This is a genomic window from Dyella jiangningensis, assembly GCF_003264855.1.
Taxonomy (GTDB): domain Bacteria; phylum Pseudomonadota; class Gammaproteobacteria; order Xanthomonadales; family Rhodanobacteraceae; genus Dyella; species Dyella jiangningensis_C.
The window spans coordinates 68,750-84,706 of record NZ_NFZS01000001.1; the positions used below are offsets into that span (position 1 = coordinate 68,750).

The 15,957-nt window shown below is 66.0% G+C and carries 10 protein-coding genes; 5 read left to right on the forward strand and 5 right to left on the reverse strand.

The features are described 5' to 3' along the window. Window positions 1–83: 83 nt before the first annotated feature. Window positions 84–1,658 carry a winged helix-turn-helix domain-containing protein gene (locus tag CA260_RS00320; protein WP_111980506.1) on the reverse strand — a complete coding sequence of 525 codons (1,575 nt, stop codon included), beginning with the start codon at window positions 1,656–1,658 and terminating at the stop codon, window positions 84–86. Window positions 1,659–1,707: 49 nt separating this feature from the next. After that, complete coding sequence (locus CA260_RS00325) at window positions 1,708–2,502, reverse strand: undecaprenyl-diphosphate phosphatase (RefSeq protein WP_202864031.1); 795 nt, start codon at window positions 2,500–2,502, stop codon at window positions 1,708–1,710. Window positions 2,503–2,843: 341 nt separating this feature from the next. On the opposite strand from CA260_RS00325, the gene glnA reads away from it, so the two are divergent. Next, window positions 2,844–4,259 (forward strand): type I glutamate--ammonia ligase, encoded by a 1,416-nt coding sequence (gene glnA, locus CA260_RS00330; RefSeq protein WP_038622829.1) that lies wholly within the window; start codon window positions 2,844–2,846, stop codon window positions 4,257–4,259. A 398-nt stretch (window positions 4,260–4,657) separates the two neighbouring features. Continuing rightward, window positions 4,658–8,173 (forward strand): autotransporter outer membrane beta-barrel domain-containing protein, encoded by a 3,516-nt coding sequence (locus CA260_RS00335; RefSeq protein WP_202864032.1) that lies wholly within the window; start codon window positions 4,658–4,660, stop codon window positions 8,171–8,173. A gap of 75 nt (window positions 8,174–8,248) precedes the next feature. Here the strand turns inward: CA260_RS00335 and CA260_RS21420 are convergent, their stop codons facing one another. Together CA260_RS21420 and CA260_RS00345 are read right to left on the reverse strand one after the other, a co-directional pair. Beyond that, the gene (locus tag CA260_RS21420) at window positions 8,249–9,397 is read right to left on the reverse strand and encodes a M23 family metallopeptidase (RefSeq protein WP_111980508.1); all 1,149 of its coding nucleotides are present in this window, start codon (window positions 9,395–9,397) and stop codon (window positions 8,249–8,251) included. Between the two features lie 240 nt (window positions 9,398–9,637). Beyond that, window positions 9,638–11,185 carry a GH39 family glycosyl hydrolase gene (locus CA260_RS00345; protein ID WP_111980509.1) on the reverse strand — a complete coding sequence of 516 codons (1,548 nt, stop codon included), beginning with the start codon at window positions 11,183–11,185 and terminating at the stop codon, window positions 9,638–9,640. 164 nt (window positions 11,186–11,349) lie between these two features. Between CA260_RS00345 and CA260_RS00350 the strand changes: the two genes are divergently transcribed. Both CA260_RS00350 and CA260_RS00355 read left to right on the forward strand, forming a co-directional pair. Then, complete coding sequence (locus CA260_RS00350) at window positions 11,350–13,224, forward strand: family 43 glycosylhydrolase (RefSeq protein ID WP_111980510.1); 1,875 nt, start codon at window positions 11,350–11,352, stop codon at window positions 13,222–13,224. 77 nt (window positions 13,225–13,301) lie between these two features. Continuing rightward, window positions 13,302–13,820, forward strand: a complete 519-nt coding sequence (locus tag CA260_RS00355; RefSeq protein ID WP_111980511.1) for a 2'-5' RNA ligase family protein — start codon at window positions 13,302–13,304, stop codon at window positions 13,818–13,820. An 18-nt stretch (window positions 13,821–13,838) separates the two neighbouring features. Here the strand turns inward: CA260_RS00355 and CA260_RS00360 are convergent, their stop codons facing one another. Then, entirely contained in the window at window positions 13,839–15,314 is a 1,476-nt protein-coding gene (locus tag CA260_RS00360; RefSeq protein ID WP_111980512.1) for an FUSC family protein, read from the reverse strand. Window positions 15,315–15,489: 175 nt separating this feature from the next. Here CA260_RS00360 and CA260_RS00365 point away from each other — a divergent pair, with 175 nt between their 5' ends. After that, on the forward strand, window positions 15,490–15,939 hold the full coding sequence (locus tag CA260_RS00365; protein WP_111980513.1) for a helix-turn-helix transcriptional regulator: 450 nt from the start codon (window positions 15,490–15,492) through the stop codon (window positions 15,937–15,939). Window positions 15,940–15,957: the final 18 nt, after the last annotated feature.

Sequence of the window (15,957 nt, forward strand, 5' to 3'; positions counted from 1 at the left end):
GACGTCGCAGATATGAATGGTGTCGCCACTGGATTCCGACCTACGCCGGAATGATGAGCAAACAGCGCGCGTCGGTGAGGGCGTCAAGGACCATGGCCGCGCAACTCCGGCGGGCACCACGCTGCCGCCAGCACGCGTTGGCGCTGCTCGCCCACGCGGCGGTTGATCGTTGCGATGGCCGCCGCGTAGGCGGGCTCCGAAGCCAATGGCTTCAGCAACGGCGACGCCTGCAGATAGGCGCTGTCGCTGTAGCCGTTGCGCACGGCGGCGTCCACCGCCTGCAGTGCGGCCTCGTGTTCGCCACGCGCCTGCAGCAGCATGGCCAGCTCCAGCCACTCGCCCGGGTACAGCGCCTGTTGCGACGACGCGTTGCGCACCTCGTCGATGCGCGTGGCGAACCAGCTCGCATCGGGCGCGCGCTCACCATAGAGGCCAAGTAAGGTGGCAGGCAGGCTCATCTGTGGGCGCAGCTGGGCGGCCTGCGTGAAAGCGGCGAAGGCAGCGGGACGATCATTGCGCAGCAGCGCCAGTTCGCCGGCAAGCACGTAGAGCTCGACGTGCGGCGTGTTGCGCTCCATCGCTTCGGCCACCGCCGATTGCGCCTCCACGAGGCGGCCGCGCAGGAACAGGTAACGCGGCCACGCGATGTTGGAAAACACGTTGTCCGGATAGAGCTGGAAGCTGCGCGCGAAGCGCTGGCCGGCCGCTTCGGTGAAGCCCAGCAGTTCCAGTTCGCGGGCGATCTGCACCTCGCGGAAGCGTACGTGCGAGGCATCGCCATGCATGTCGAGGTTGGCGTGCAGCGCCTCGTCGAGGCGTCCGCGCTCCTGGTAGAGATAGGCGGCCGATGCGCGGCTGGCGTTGTCAGCGGGATCGAGCGCGAAGGCCTTCTCGTAGGCGCCGGTGGCACCGTCGATATCGCCCATGCAATCGCGCGCGTAGGCGAGGGCGGACCATGCAGCCGCGCGCGAAGGTTCGTCTTTTACCGCTGCATCGGCGAGCTTCTGCGCGTTCTGCGCCCACTCGTACGGAAAGTTGTAGAGGCACACGCGCGCGCTGTAGGCACGGCTAAGGCCGATGCGCGCATCGCGGTCCCGCGGCGCGTCGGCCAGCGCCTGCTGGTAGAGCGCCAGCGCGCGTTCGTTGTTGTCGCGCTGGCCGATGCCGGCGTAGTAGCCCGCGCGTTGCACGAGTTCCTGCGTGGCCGAGAGCGGTGTCGCGCGCGAACGGAGCAACCACCAGCCGCCGCACGCGACGACGGCAAGGCCCAGCGATACCGCGGCGGTGATGCTCCAGGGTGCCGGTGTTGCGCGCGCAGGCAACGCGTCGGCTTCGGCTGTCTCTTCGCGCGGCACGTCGCACAGCTGGTAGCCGCGCCCGCGCACCGAGCGGATATAGCGGGGTGAGCGCCCGTCGTCGCCCAGCGCCTGCCGCAGCAGCTTCACGCGCTGGGTGACGGTCTCCTCGCCGACCACGGCGGGCGACCACACGTCATCGATCAGCGTGTCGAAGCTCACCACCTCGACGCCGTGGCGCAGCAGGCAGGCCAGCAACTGGAAGCTCAGACCCTGTACTTCCAGCGCAACGCCATCGCGGCTGACACGCTGGCGCGCAAGATCGATCTCGAGATCCAGCAGGCGGTAGCGCGTGGCGCTCATGAGGCGAGGAAGGCGGCGAAAGGGTCATCGCTATCCTCGCATGGTTCGCTCAGGCGCCGGCAGGCACCAGCAGCAGCAACGCGATACCCAGCACGATGCGGTAGATCGCGAACGGCGTGAAGCGATGCCCGCGGATATAGCCCAGCAACCACTTCACCGCGATGAAGGCCACGACCGCCGACACCAGGAAGCCGACGCCGAACGCCGTCCAATCCTCGTGCACGCCGCCTTCCTTCAACACCTTGAGCAGCTCGTAGCCCGTCGCCGCATACATCGTGGGGATACCCACCAGGAACGCGAACTCCGTGGCGGCAGCGCGGTTGCTGGTGCCGAACAACATGGCCGTGAAGATGGTGGCCGCGGAGCGCGAGGTGCCGGGGAAGATGCCGGCCACCATCTGCGCGATGCCGACGAGGATCGCCACGCGCCAGGTCACGTCGGTGCGGTCCGGCTGGCGTGCTGCCAGGCGTTCGGCGGCGATCATCCACACGCCGCCGATCACCAGCGCCCACGCCACCGGCGTGATTTCCTCGGGCAGCTTGAAGCCGAGCTTCACGGCGATGAAGCCGAGTACCGCGGTGATCAGGAACGCCACGATCAGCTTGGCCAGGTAGCTGCGGTTGGCCGGATCGCGCCACTGCGTGAAGAGCTGCCAGATGCGGTTCCAGTAGATGAAGGTCACCGCGAGGATCGCGCCGGCCTGGATACCCACGTTGAACAGGTCCGATCGCGCGCCCAGGCCGAACTTCTCGGCGATCAGCAGGTGCCCCGTGCTGGAAATGGGCAGGAATTCGGTGATGCCTTCGATGATGCCAAGCAGGACGACGTTGATCAGATCGCTCACGGAGACTCCTGGAAGTGGGCGGCCGGGTTCCATGCCGGCGCAAAGCGGCTTAGCTTAAGGGAACGCCATGGCGATTTCGGGGCGGCAGGGATTCGCGCGATCTTGCGTTTCCGCTGCGTTAGGGCAGGGCATGGAAAGCTGCCGGGCATCAAGCGGGGATCGCGGGGCGGCACTGCTGGTCGCACCAATGTGGTGCGTTCAGGCGCTTCATTATAGTGCAGCCGGCCTCTGCCATGCTTTCGTTTCGAGTGCAACTGTCTGATAGATAAGGCTCCATAAGCTTGGCACGCGCCTTGCTCAATGGCTGTCGTTTCCTCACCTTTAGCCCGCCGAGGTTGTCCATGTCGTCCGCCGTCCAGAAAGTGCTCGATCAGATCCAGGAACACGAGGTCGAGTTCGTCGACTTCCGCTTCGCCGACATGCTCGGCAAGCACCACCACGTGACGTTCCCGGCCCACGCCATCGACGAGGGCACGTTCGAGGACGGCAAGATGTTCGACGGTTCGTCGATTGCCGGCTGGAAGGGCATCAACGAATCGGACATGGTGCTGATGCCCGATCCGGACACGGCCTACATCGATCCGTTCAGCGCGCACACGCAGATGGTCATCCACTGCGACGTGCTGGAGCCTTCGACCATGCAGGCCTACGGCCGCGACCCGCGCTCCATCGCCAAGCGCGGCGAAGCGTTCCTGAAGTCGACCGGCATCGCCGACACCGCCTTCTTCGGTCCGGAGCCGGAATTCTTCATCTTCGACTCGGTGCGCTGGCAGAACGACATGGGCCGCGTGTTCTACGAAATCGGCTCCGAAGAAGCCGCGTGGAGCTCGCGCTACAAGTACGAAGACAACAACACCGGCCACCGTCCGGGCGTGAAGGGCGGCTATTTCCCGGTCAGCCCGGTCGACTCGCTGGGCGACCTGCGCGCCGACATGTGCAAGGTGCTCGAATCGCTGGGCCAGGTGGTGGAAGTACACCACCACGAAGTGGCCAACGCCGGCCAGTGCGAAATCGGCACGCGCTTCAACACGCTGGTGAAGAAGGCCGATGAACTGATGACGATGAAGTACGTCATCAAGAACGTCGCCCACCAGAACGGCAAGACCGTGACCTTCATGCCCAAGCCGATCGTCGGCGACAACGGCAGCGGCATGCACGTGCACCAGTCGTTGTCGAAGGACGGCAACAACCTGTTCGCGGGCGACCTGTACGGCGGCCTGTCGCAGACGGCGCTGTGGTACATCGGCGGCATCTTCAAGCACGCCAAGGCCATCAATGCGTTCGCCAACTCCACCACCAACAGCTACAAGCGCCTGGTGCCGGGCTTCGAAGCGCCGGTGATGCTGGCCTACTCGGCCCGCAACCGTTCGGCCAGCTGCCGCATTCCGTACGTGTCGAGCCCGAAGGGCCGCCGCATCGAAGTGCGCTTCCCCGATCCGATGAACTCGGGCTACCTCGTGTTCACCGCGCTGATGATGGCCGGCCTCGACGGCATCATCAACAAGATCGACCCGGGCGCTCCGGCCGACAAGGATCTCTACGACCTGCCGCCGGAAGAAGAGAAGAAGATCCCGCAGGTGTGCGCCAGCCTCGACGAAGCGCTGGTCGCGCTCGACAAGGACCGTGACTTCCTCAAGGCCGGTGGCGTGTTCACCGACGACTTCATCGACGCGTACATTGCGCTGAAGATGCAGGAAGTGACCCGCTACCGCGCCAGCACGCATCCGCTGGAGTTCCAGATGTATTACGCGATCTGATCGCGCAACCATCGATGCATGCAGGAACGACGGGCGCTTCGGCGCCCGTCGTTTTTTCCGGTTCAAGCGATGGTGCGCCGCCCCCGGCGATGTCTCCGCCAAGCCGGCAAGCGCCGACGCAAGCTCTAGAGTGCCGCGAATAACGGACGCCACCATGCGTGCACATGTTTGAATGCGTCCTTGAAGACCGCTGCGTGAAATGGACGTCCACGCAGGTGAATGGTATTCGTGGTTCTACGCAGCACCGTTTAGGTAGTTATGCGGTTGTGCGAATGGCGGCGCGCTTCGATCATCGAGCTTCCCATATGCGTCAGGTCGCGCTCAACGTCGCGGCCAACGCTTCGCCTGGCTAATCCGCCCCCGATCGGGCCAGGCATCCGCCAGGGAGGCTGTTTTTTATGCGGACACCGCGTCTCGTCACCAAGCGTATCGATGGGCCGTCGCCCCGCGTCAATCGCAAACGATTGGCCCTGGCGATCTCGCTGGCGTTGTTTGCGGCCGAGGCCGCGCACGCGCAGGTCTATCCAAGCCCTGTCATCACGTCCAATACCAATCTCACCTACGAGCAGTACTACGATGGTACCAAGGTACCCACGGGTGTCATCGAAGGCAGTGTCACGATCCATCCTGCGCCGCCCTATCCGTCGCAGCTCGGTGGCGCTGGCGTCAGCGTGTTCCGAGGTGCATCCGTCACCATCGATCCCAATCTCGGCACGCCAGGTGTGGTGGCGATAACGTCCGACTATCGCTCGGGCGCACCCAACGATGCGCTCTACATCGCCAACGGTACGGTCAATATCGTTGCAAGCAGCGCAGGGGTGCTGCTCACCGGCAACGGCGAGCAGGTGCACGGGTTGTACATGCCTGAAGCGAGCACGGGCAGCTCGCTGCTCACCGGCTCGAACGTTGCGATCGTCACCAATGGCCTCAAGGCCGATGGCATGCGGCCCTATGGCGCCAACTCGACGATCGACCTCCACGACACGTCCATCACGGTGAATGGCCAGGACAGCTGGGGCGTGCGCTCGTGGGGCGGCAGCCAGATTACCTTGACCGACAGCAACATCACCGCCAATGGCGCCAAGGGTACCGGCACCGGCGCGGGCGCCGGTGGCGTGCAGGTCTACAATGGCTCGACCGCCACCATCAACGGCAACTCCCTCATCACCACCGGTGTCGCCGGCAACCTCGGCCTCAACGCCGAGTCAGGGGGCACCCTGAACACCAATACGGATTCGTCGATCGCTGGCACGGTCACCGTGTCGACGACGGGTGCGGGTAGTCATGCGGTGAAGCTCGGCACGGCGACGGGAAACCTCAACCGCCTCGCGCTCCAGACCACGCAGGCCAGTACGTATGGACTGCAGGAAAGCGGCACGTCGACGCTTACCGGCTCGCAGATCGCGATCACCACGCAAGGTGCAACCGCCTACGGCATGTGGGTTTCCGGCAGCTCGACCGCCACGCTAGCGGGTGGTTCGATCACCACACAGGGCACGTCGGCTTATGGCCTGCTCGCGGGCTCGGGTGCCGCGACTGTCAACCTCAGCGACTTCACCATCGCCACGCACGGCGGCAGCGGCTACGGCATCTACGGCTGGACCGGCAGCACCACGAATTTCAGTGGTGGCAGCATCGCGACCGACCAGGCCAGTACGTATGGCATCTACGTCAACGCGGGCACCGTCAACCTGTTGGCGAGCGCGACGGGCGGTACATCGGTCAATACGACCGGTGCGAATGCCTATGGCGTGCGCATCCAGAACGGCGGCACGTTCAACGCGACCGGCGCCACGCTGCATGCCAGCGGCGCGGGCGGCGCCGGCATCGTGTTCGATGCGCCCGCCACACTCGCGACGTCGCCGCTGGTAGGCGCGACGCCGGGTTTGCCGGCGATGCCGCCGACCATACCGGAGCAGGACACGACTGCACCGCCACCACCGCTCGCCATCGACACGTTGCCGCCGGTGCCGCCGCCCAACGTGGCGCTGGTCGCTGTCACCGACGCCGGTGCGCCCATCGGCTCCGCGCTGGATCCGCCGATCAACGGCGGCTACAACATGGTGCTGGCGGACACCACGGTGATCTCCGATACCAGCGCTGCCTTGCGCATCTATGGCGGTATCGCCAACGTCTCCCTTGCCGGTTCCACGCTCACCGGCGCGACGGCAGCGGTCTACAGTTCGGCGCGGCCGCTGACGACCAGCGGCCAACTGGGCGCAACGCTGGTCATGGACGCCAGCCATTCGATACTCGATGGCCGCATCATGACCGATACGCTCAGCACCACCACGTTGAACATGAGCAACAACAGCACGTGGCACGTCACGGCGAGCTCGAACCTGACCAACCTCAGCAATGCCGGCAGCCTGATCGATTTTCCGGTCACCGCGGCGCTCTCCGCCACGCCGACGGATGCGACTCTTTATCGAACCGTGACCGTTGCCGGCAACTACATGGGCACCCAGGGCACGATCGCGCTCAACACCTATCTCGCGGGCGACGATGCGCCGTCGGATCGTCTGGTGATCGACGGCGGTTCGGCCAACGGACACACGCAGCTGCTGATCAACAACACCGGCGGCCCGGGTGCCGTGACGCGCGCGAACGGCATCCTGGTGGTGGACGCGACCAACAATGCGATAACCAGCAGCGATGCGTTCGCATTGAGCGGCGAGCTCCGCGCAGGCGCCTACGATTACGCGCTGTTACGCGGCGCTGTCGACGGCAGCGACGCGGAGAGCTGGTACCTGCGATCGGACTTCGTCGTACCGCCTGCACCGGCTCCCGCTCCAACACCTTCACCTTCACCTTCACCCTCACCGGCCCCCGAACCTGCTCCGCCGGAGCCACCCCCGCCGCCGCCTCCCCTGCCGATTGATCCGCCGCCCGAACCTCTGCCGCCGGGCACCTATCCCATCATCGGCCCGGAGCTTGCGACCTACGGTGCGGTGCAACCGCTGGCGCAGATGATGGGTCTCACGACATTGGGCACCATGCACGAGCGCATCGGCGATACCTTGACGCGAGCGAACCTGCAGGGCGACCCCGAAGGCTGGGCCACGTCGGCGTGGGGTCGCGTGTTCGGGCGCGATATCGACAATCGCTATCGCGCGTACGCCGACCCGCGTGCCAACGGCCGGTTGCTGGGCGCGCAAGCCGGATTCGACGTCTGGCAAGGCAGCCTCGCAGCGGGGCACTACGATGCCGCGGGCGTGTACATGGCTTACGCCAACACGCATGCCGACATCGATGGCCTGGTCACCAATCCGCAGCTGACGGATTACGTGTTGACGCACACCGGCCGCGTGAACATGGATGCCGTGTCGGGTGGCGGCTATTGGACGCATTACGGCCCCTCGGGCTGGTACCTCGATGGCGTAGTGCAGGGCACGCGCTACAACGGTACGGCGCGCACGCAATACGCCTCGCTGGTGGCACGCGGCGATGGATTGCTCGCGTCGCTGGAAGGCGGGTATCCCGTCGCCCTGTCATGGGGCCCCAACTTCATTCTCGAGCCGCAGCTGCAGTGGATCTGGCAGCACGTGTGGTTTCGATCGACCGAAGACATCTACAGCAGGGTATCGCTCGGCTCTTCGAACGGTTCGACAGGGCGGCTCGGCGTTCGCGGACAGTGGACCATCGTGCGCGACAACGGCCAGGTCTGGCAGCCGTATGTGCGCGCCAACGTGTGGCGTGACATGGGCGGCGGTTCCACGGCCACGTATGCGGGCGTCGACCAGGTGCCGCTGGCGTCGCAGGCCACACGCATGGATGTCGCAGCGGGCGTGACCGCCAAGCTGGCGACGGGCTTCAGCTTCTACGCCCAGCTGGGCTACCAGTTCGGCGTGAGCTCGGGCAACCAGGATCGGGAGGGCCTCGCCGGCGACGTCGGCGTACGTGTCCGGTGGTAGATCGGATTATGGCGTCGCCGGCAGCAAGACGCAGACGCCATGTGGCCACGCGTTTGGACGGCCATTTCAAGACAGCTATTTTTGCGGAAATTCGACCACGTCGAGTGGCGCGGGAAAACTGTTGTCCAGAACCTTGCCGCTCGCAGGTGAAGCGCGGTCCCATGCCTTGCCTTGCGCGAATGCCTCGATGTCGCCGTAGTGGCCGATCACGTGCAGGTGTTCGAAGCCATAGGGCAGGCCTTCCGCGGCCAGCGGCACGTCAGCATCGGCAACGTGGAAGTGCAGGTGCGGCCCGGTGGATTCGCCGGTGAAGCCCAGCCGTCCGATGATGTCGCCGCGTCGAACATGCTGGCCAGGCTTCACCGCGATGCTGCCTGGCTGGAGGTGTTCGTAGAACGCATAGCGACCGTCGCCGAGATCAAGCGCCACATAGTTGCCCGCGGCGTCTTCCAGCGGCACCTTCTGCATCGCATGTTCCGCGAGCGTCGCTGCCTCGCCGATGCCTTCGCCTGTCGAAACCACGGTTGCATCGGCGACAGCCAGCACGTCGGCACCATAGCCCAGCCATTCAGTGGGCTTCGCACCATTGCCGTGGGCAAACCCGCCTTGCGCGCCCACGCGTATCCAGTCGATCGCAAACCGACCCGGTACATGCACGGCGCCGTTGGTGGCATAGAGCACGCGACGATGGCCGCGCTCCCACTGCGCGTTGTAGATCGCCGCCCACGGGCCGCCACGCAGCGGCGGGCCCAGCGCCAGCGAGGTTCGTGATGTCACGGCGAAGACACCGCCCTCGATGGCCATGGGCGATGCCGACGCGAGATCCGTCGTATAGGTGACGCGATGGTGCAGGCGTGGCGCAACACCGGGATCGAACGGCACCGAGAGATAAGCGACGGCGTTCACCCCTGGCGGTATCCGCGTGGGGTCCTTGTCCGCAGGATGGTCCGGACGGCCCAGCACGGCTTCCAGCGCCTTGCCTTCGAAGGTGGCGAGCGCATGCCCATCGTCGTCGACAACGGCAATGCTTGCCAGCCGCAGTGGCGCCTTCGCATAGCTGGTGAGGTGCAGCTCGTAGACGAGCGAAGCCTTGCCTTCGACCCTCACGGGTTCAGGCGCCCACGACACGCGAAGGTCGAATGACTGCGTGACGGGTGCGCGCTGCGCGACGACAAGCGGGCTGGTCAGCGCCAGCACGGACCACAGGAAGATGCGCCATGCCATGGACGATGCTCCACGCGACGAAGCCTGGAGCTTTCGTCAGGCGGCCATGGCGGCGCCACTGCCGGAGGTCACTGGCAGCGGGCGCGCGCTCTGTAGGAGCGCACCCAGTGCGCGATTCACGCCGCCCGTGAATAGGCAAGAACGGAACACACCGCGAAAGCCGCAAACGCGCTGGAACACCGTACCTCCGCGGTCGCGCACAGGGTGCGCTCCCACAGTGGAGGTAACGGTGCGTTGCCTTCAGTGCAACTCCACCACCACCAGGCCTTGCGCCGGCACGTCGATGCTGAGCTTGCCGTTATTCAGCGTGGCCTGTTCCGGTGCGGAAAGCTTGCCCGCCTCCCGCAGCTGCTTGATCTGCTCGCGGCTCGGCGTGTTGGGACGCCCCATCTTGTCGAACGCGGCGACGGCGTTGCCGTGCGTTTCGTCCAGGCGCCACACGGTGGCCTGCGAAGCGTTGCCCAGGTGCTTCACGTCCACATCGAAATGCTTGCTCGGACCCGTCGGGTTGCCGGGCGTGTAGTCGGCGGTGTCACCGAGCGGCGGCGTGTAGTTCCACAGCGCCAACACCACGGTGCCGTCGCCGCGCTTCGTTGCCAGCGCGCTGTCGGTCTTCAGCGGCAGCTGCACGTCACCCAGCTTGTGCAGCATGGCGAAGGCATTGAAGGCCGGCTTTTCGATGCGGTCGGCGGCGATCAGGCCGAAGCCGCCGTAGAACGGGTTCTTCACCACGCCCTGTTCGTCGAACACGTCGGAGAACGACCAGTAGCTCATCATGTCGACCTTGCCCGCGCATTCGCGGATGGTGTTGGCCATCCACGGGCCCATGTACACCGTGTCGGTGACGTTGGGCAGGTTCGCGTACGAGGCGTTGTATTCGCTGTAGATCAGCGGAAGCTTCGGGAACGCGGAGGCGAGAATTTCCTTGTGCGACTTGTCCACCGCGCGGCAGACCATGTCCTTGCGCGGGATCTTCTCGTTGGTCTTGAACACGTTGTCGGCGGTGTCGTCGCCGTAGACGTGCGTGCTGACGAAGTCGATCGGCGCGCCGCTCTGTTTCACGTGCTTGAGGAATTCGGGCAGCCATGCGGCTTGCGCGGTGGCGGGGCCGCCGATGCGGAACTGCTTGTCGACGGACTTCACGACGCGCGCCGTGCGATCGTACAGCTCGTAGTACGTCGGCTTCTCCGGCTTGCCGCCCCAGAACGCCAGGTTCGGTTCGTTCCAGACCTCGAAGTACCAGGTGCGCACTTCGTCGATGCCGTAGCGTTCGACCACGTGCTGCAGGAAGGCACGCACCATCGCGTCCCATTCGTTCCAGTCCTTCGCCGGCATCACGTTGGGGTGGTACCAGAAGTCGTGGTGGCTGGCCGGATCGGTGCTCATTTCCGGCGGCATGAAGCCCAGTTCCACGAAGGGCTTCACGCCACGCTCGAGCAGGCCGTCATAGACCTGGTCCACGTAGCTGAAGTTGTACTGCAGCTTGCCCTGCGCATCGCGGTAGGCCACGCCCATGTCGCGATCGAAGATGCCGTGGAAACGGATGTAGCTGAACCCGGTGGCTCCCTTCACCGCTTCGAGGTCCTTGCGGTAGTCGTCGCGCAGCGCGAGCACGGCGCGACCGGAGCCGAACATCTGCTCCCAGAAGTGCGGCAGCGGCGTGCCCTTGGCGGTGGCGTCCACCTGCAGTTGCACGGTGTCGCTGGCGGCGGCGTGGGCCGTGCCCATCAGGGCAAGGCAGATGGCGGCGCTGGTAGCCAGGCGGCGGAGCGGGGAAGGGGCTGGCATGAGGCGGTTCCTTCGGCAGGGTGGTAGCCGGCCGATCAAGGCCCGGCTAGGATGTAAACGTTTACATGGCAGGCCGCGAGTCTTATACAGACCGGCCCATCCGATCAATACACGCACTTCGCAGAAGCGCCCGCTGCTGCGCCGCACTGCAGGAGAGTCGGCCCATGCCTGTGTTCGTTGGTTCTCGCGCCGAGGCGCCCTCAAGCCATTCGCGTCGCTGTCGTTGGGCGGCGGCGCTCGCCGTGGCGCTCGTGTTGGTGGCGCCATTTGTTGCAGCGCAAGAGTCGCCATCGCACACCTGGGCCAACCCCGTCGATATCGACTACCGCTACAACTTCGAGCAGATGAACGAGGGCGTCTCGTATCGCACCGGCGCCGACCCGGCGGTGGTGCGCTACCGCGATGCCTACTACCTGTTCCTCACCCTGGCCGACGGTTATTGGCGTTCCACCGACCTGCTGCACTGGCAATTCGTCAAACCGAGCCGCTGGCCGTTCGACAGCGAAGTGGCGCCGGCCACGCTGGTGGCGGGCGACAGGCTGTTCCTGATGCAGGCGGCGACGCAGCCGCGGCCCTTGCTGTATTCCACCGATCCTGCCCATGGACGTCTGGACTTCTGGACGCGCCTGCTGCCGCCGGTCCCGGGCGCGGTCTCCAGCGATGAGCACTACACGCTCAAGCCCGGCGAGCTGCCGCCGGGACCGTGGGATCCGGGCCTGTTCCAGGACGAGGACGGCAAGACGTACCTGTACTGGGGTTCGTCCAACGTGCACCCCCTGTACGCCGCGCAGCTCGACCTGAAGCTCGGCGACGAGTCGCAAGGCGAGGGCAAGCGCCTCGCCTTCGTCACCCAGCCGCAAGCGCTGTTCACGCTGCATCCCGCCGAACATGGCTGGGAACGTTTCGGGCAGGACCACACCGACGAACACACGTTGCCTTTCATGGAGGGCGCGTGGATGAATCGCCAGGGCGATCGCTATTACCTGCAATACGCGGCGCCCGGCACCGAGTACAACGCGTACGGCACCGGCGTGTACGTGGGCAAGGGGCCGCTCGGCCCGTTCGAGTACGCGCCCTACAACCCCATCGGTGAAAAGCCCGGCGGCTTCGTGCAGGGCGTGGGCCATGGTTCCACCTTCCAGGATGCGTACGGCAACTGGTGGAACACCGGTACCTCGTGGATCGGCAGCAACTGGACCTTCGAGCGCCGCATCGGCCTGTATCGCGCCGGCTTTCATGCGGACGGCCAGATGTGGGTGGACACGCGCTTCGGCGATTTTCCGCAGCGCATGCCCGATCACCGACTGAAGGAAAACGAAGACACTTTCGCCGGATGGATGCTGCTGTCGTATCGCAAGTCGGCAAGCGCTTCCTCCGCCTTGCCCGGCCACCCGGCGTCCGACGCCGCCGATGAAAACCCGCGCACGTTCTGGGTCGCGGCAAGCAATACGCCGGGCCAGACGCTCACGCTCGATCTCGGCGGTGAACGCACGGTGCGCGCGCTGCAGGTGAACTTCGCCGACTACCAGTCCGGTCGTTACGGCGATGCACCGGACATCGTGGCGCAATTTCGCATCGAAGGTTCGCGCGACGGCCAGCACTGGGACACGCTGGTGGATCTTTCGCACGAAACGCGCGATCGCCCCGACGCCTATCTCGAACTGCCGCGCGAAGCGCGCATGCGTTACGTGCGCTATGTGCACGGCCATGTCGGCGCACACACGCTGGCCATCGCCGACCTGCGCGTGTTCGGCAACGCCGACGGCGCGCCACCCGCCGCGCCGGCACAGGTCACCGCGCGGCGACTGGCCGACACGCGCAACGCGGACATCACCTGGTCGCCTGTGCCCGGTGCCGTCGGCTACAACGTGCGCTGGGGTCTTTCCCCCGACCGCTTGCACAGCACTTACCAACGCTTCGCCGACCAGCCGACGAAACTCACCTTGCGTTCGTTGAACAAGGGCGTGCGCTATGTAGTGGCGGTGGAGGCCTTCGACGAACACGGCGTGTCGGTGTTGTCCGCCACGCAGAACTTCTGACGTTCGCGCTCAACGTGAAGGCGGCGTCCATGTGCGCTGCGGCGTGGCGATGACGCGGTTCCGTGCAAAGATCGGGCATGGCCCGAACCCTGCTGGCACTCCTGGTTCCCGAAGCCGATCCCGTCGTCGCCAGTTTCCGGGATCAGCACGATCCCTCGGCGCGTCGCGGACTGGGCGCGCACATCACGCTCATCTACCCGTTCGTGGAAAGCGAGCTGCTGTCGGCCGGCGTGCTGGCGCGTCTGCGCGACACGATCGCCGAGGTACCCGCGCCGATGTTCCGCCTGCATGAGGTGCGCACCTTTCCCGCGGTGGTGTGGCTGGCGCCCGAACCGACGCGCTCCATCATGCAGCTGGCCTCGGCGCTGGAACATGCCTTTCCCGAACAGCCCATCGGCGGCGGCGCCTTTCCCGAATTCGTTCCGCATCTCACGGTGGCCCGACGCGTGCCGCAGGAAAAGGAAGCGATCGCCAACGAGGTAAGGGCGCGCATCGCCGACTACGGCCCGATCTACTGCTGGTGCGATAGCGTCGCGTTGCTGGTCAACGAGGATCGCCGCTGGCACCGGCTGGCGGAGTTTCCCTTGTTGCATTGAGCGTGGCGGCAGAAGCCGTTATGCCTCGCCTGCCGTTGGCTGTGTCGTCGCTGCGGCCATCGTCGGCGCTGGCGTGGGCCTCGGCTCAAGGGCGCATGCCTGCATCGATCGCTGCAGATGTTGCAGCGCCGGCAGCAGCGCTTCGGGTTCGCGCAAGGCTTTTCGTGCGGAGCCGACGGCGTGCCGCAAACTGCCCGGCGGATTGCCTCGCGCGATCACCGTGCGGGCGCAGGCGCGACAGGCGAGCAAGGTGTCGGCCCAGTCCGCCGGCTGCAGTGGCCGCGTTCGGCGCGTCAACCAGCGCACTGCCCTGAACGGTGCTGCGACTTGCGCCACGAGCTCCATCGCCTCCTCGACCTGCGCCGCCTGGCGTTTCGACGCCGGGTCGAGCGCGTCGGCGAGCACTGCCAGCGCGTCGGCGAGGCGACGACGCAATACGTCGGTGGAACGCACGGGCAGCACCCACCAGGCAGCGCTCACGCCGATCACGGCACCGATGACGATTTCTTCCAGCCGCAGCCACAGCATCGCCGACGGCGTGTCCCCATCGAATCCTTGCAGCAAGGCCAGCGCCACGGTGACGAACAAGGCCCACCATGCATAGGCGAACGGGCGCAGCCAGACACCGAGGAACAGCGCACCGAGTATCAGCGCGCCCGTGGCTCTTCCGTCCAGTCCGAGGTGCAGGCTGAACAGCAGGGCGACCGCCGTGCCCGCGGCGGCGCCGAGCACACGCATGCCGCTCTTGTAGAGCACGTCGAGTCGTCCGCGGTTGCCGCTGTTGACGATGAAGGCGGTGAGTACGATCCATGCCCATCGCTCGGCGAAGCACAGGTAACCTACGATGAAGGCCGCGGCGAGCGCCACCGCCATCTGCACCGCCATGCGCGTGCTGGCCGCGGTGCGCGGGGCGCCCTCGCGCACCGCGGTCAGCGTCGTCGATGCATCCTCTGGCGCGATCGTCTGCAACGTCAGGAGCTTCACCAACTGGTGGAAGACGTTGACCCAGAACAAGGCCAACAGCGCGATCACCACCGGCGCCAGCCACGATGGCAGCAGACCGCCTGTCGCGGCATGGACATGCGGCACCGTCAGCAGGGTGACGAAGGGCAGCGCAATCAGGCTGCCCGCGCGACGCGCCATGGATCCGAAGCGGCGAAGCCAGATCGGCAACGCCATGCCGGCGACGAAGACCGCTGCGCCCAGCCACGGCCAGTGATGCAGCAGCCAGCCCACGCCGAGCGCGGCAAAGGCCACCGCCGGCAGGACCAGGGCGGCCTCGATGCGGCCGCGACCGTCGCGGTCCAGTTGGCTGCGCGACAGCGACAAGGCGAGCACCACGCCCAACACGGCCGGTCCCGGCCCTGGCGCTAGCGCCGTCGCGCAAAGCAGGGTGGCGAGCGCGGCCAGCATGGTCGCCGTGGCTTCGATCCCTGCCTGGAACAGCGGCGAAAGACGTCGTGTGCTTTGCGATGGGGCGGCGTCGATGGTCATGCGGATCCTTGGCGTGCCTGCCAGCGTAACGGACAGTCACGCGCATGCGCGGACACGCGCGGCTCCCGGCGACGGCACACACTACACGCAACCCACGACAGGTTCGTGCGCGGGTTCCAGAACACGCGGACCACCGCACTTGAGCCGCCTGGCGCGAAGTGACACGATTCCGACGATGACGAGCCGACCTGACGACGTGCAACGCCTGCGCGATCTCGCGCGCCTGCGTCGTGTCCGCGATCGCATGGATCGCGAGTACGCGCAGCCACTGGACGTCGAAGCGCTGGCCCAGGGCGTAGGCATGTCGGCCGGACATCTCAGCCGGCAGTTCCGCGCCGCCTATGGCGAATCGCCGTACGCCTATCTGATGACGCGCCGCATCGAGCGCGCGATGACGCTGCTGCGTCATGGCGAGCTCAGCGTGACGGAGGTCTGCTTCGAGGTCGGCTGCTCCTCGCTCGGCACCTTCAGCACGCGCTTCACCGAACTGGTCGGCATGTCGCCCAGCGTCTACAAGGCCGAGCAGGCGCAGGCGACGGCGGGCATGCCTTCGTGCGTGGCGAGGCAGGTCACGCGACCGATCAGGAATCGAGAAGCGAAGGCCGGCGAGCCGCAACTAGACTGATCGCCATGGACCTCGCCA

Coding starts and splice junctions, on each gene's coding strand:
- CA260_RS00320 (WP_111980506.1), bottom strand. CDS start 1,658: ATGAGCGCCACGCGCTACCGCCTGCTGGATCTCGAGATCGATCTTGCG.
- glnA (WP_038622829.1), top strand. CDS start 2,844: ATGTCGTCCGCCGTCCAGAAAGTGCTCGATCAGATCCAGGAACACGAG.
- CA260_RS00335 (WP_202864032.1), top strand. CDS start 4,658: ATGCGGACACCGCGTCTCGTCACCAAGCGTATCGATGGGCCGTCGCCC.
- CA260_RS21420 (WP_111980508.1), bottom strand. CDS start 9,397: ATGGCATGGCGCATCTTCCTGTGGTCCGTGCTGGCGCTGACCAGCCCG.
- CA260_RS00345 (WP_111980509.1), bottom strand. CDS start 11,185: ATGCCAGCCCCTTCCCCGCTCCGCCGCCTGGCTACCAGCGCCGCCATC.
- CA260_RS00350 (WP_111980510.1), top strand. CDS start 11,350: ATGCCTGTGTTCGTTGGTTCTCGCGCCGAGGCGCCCTCAAGCCATTCG.
- CA260_RS00355 (WP_111980511.1), top strand. CDS start 13,302: ATGGCCCGAACCCTGCTGGCACTCCTGGTTCCCGAAGCCGATCCCGTC.
- CA260_RS00360 (WP_111980512.1), bottom strand. CDS start 15,314: ATGACCATCGACGCCGCCCCATCGCAAAGCACACGACGTCTTTCGCCG.
- CA260_RS00365 (WP_111980513.1), top strand. CDS start 15,490: ATGACGAGCCGACCTGACGACGTGCAACGCCTGCGCGATCTCGCGCGC.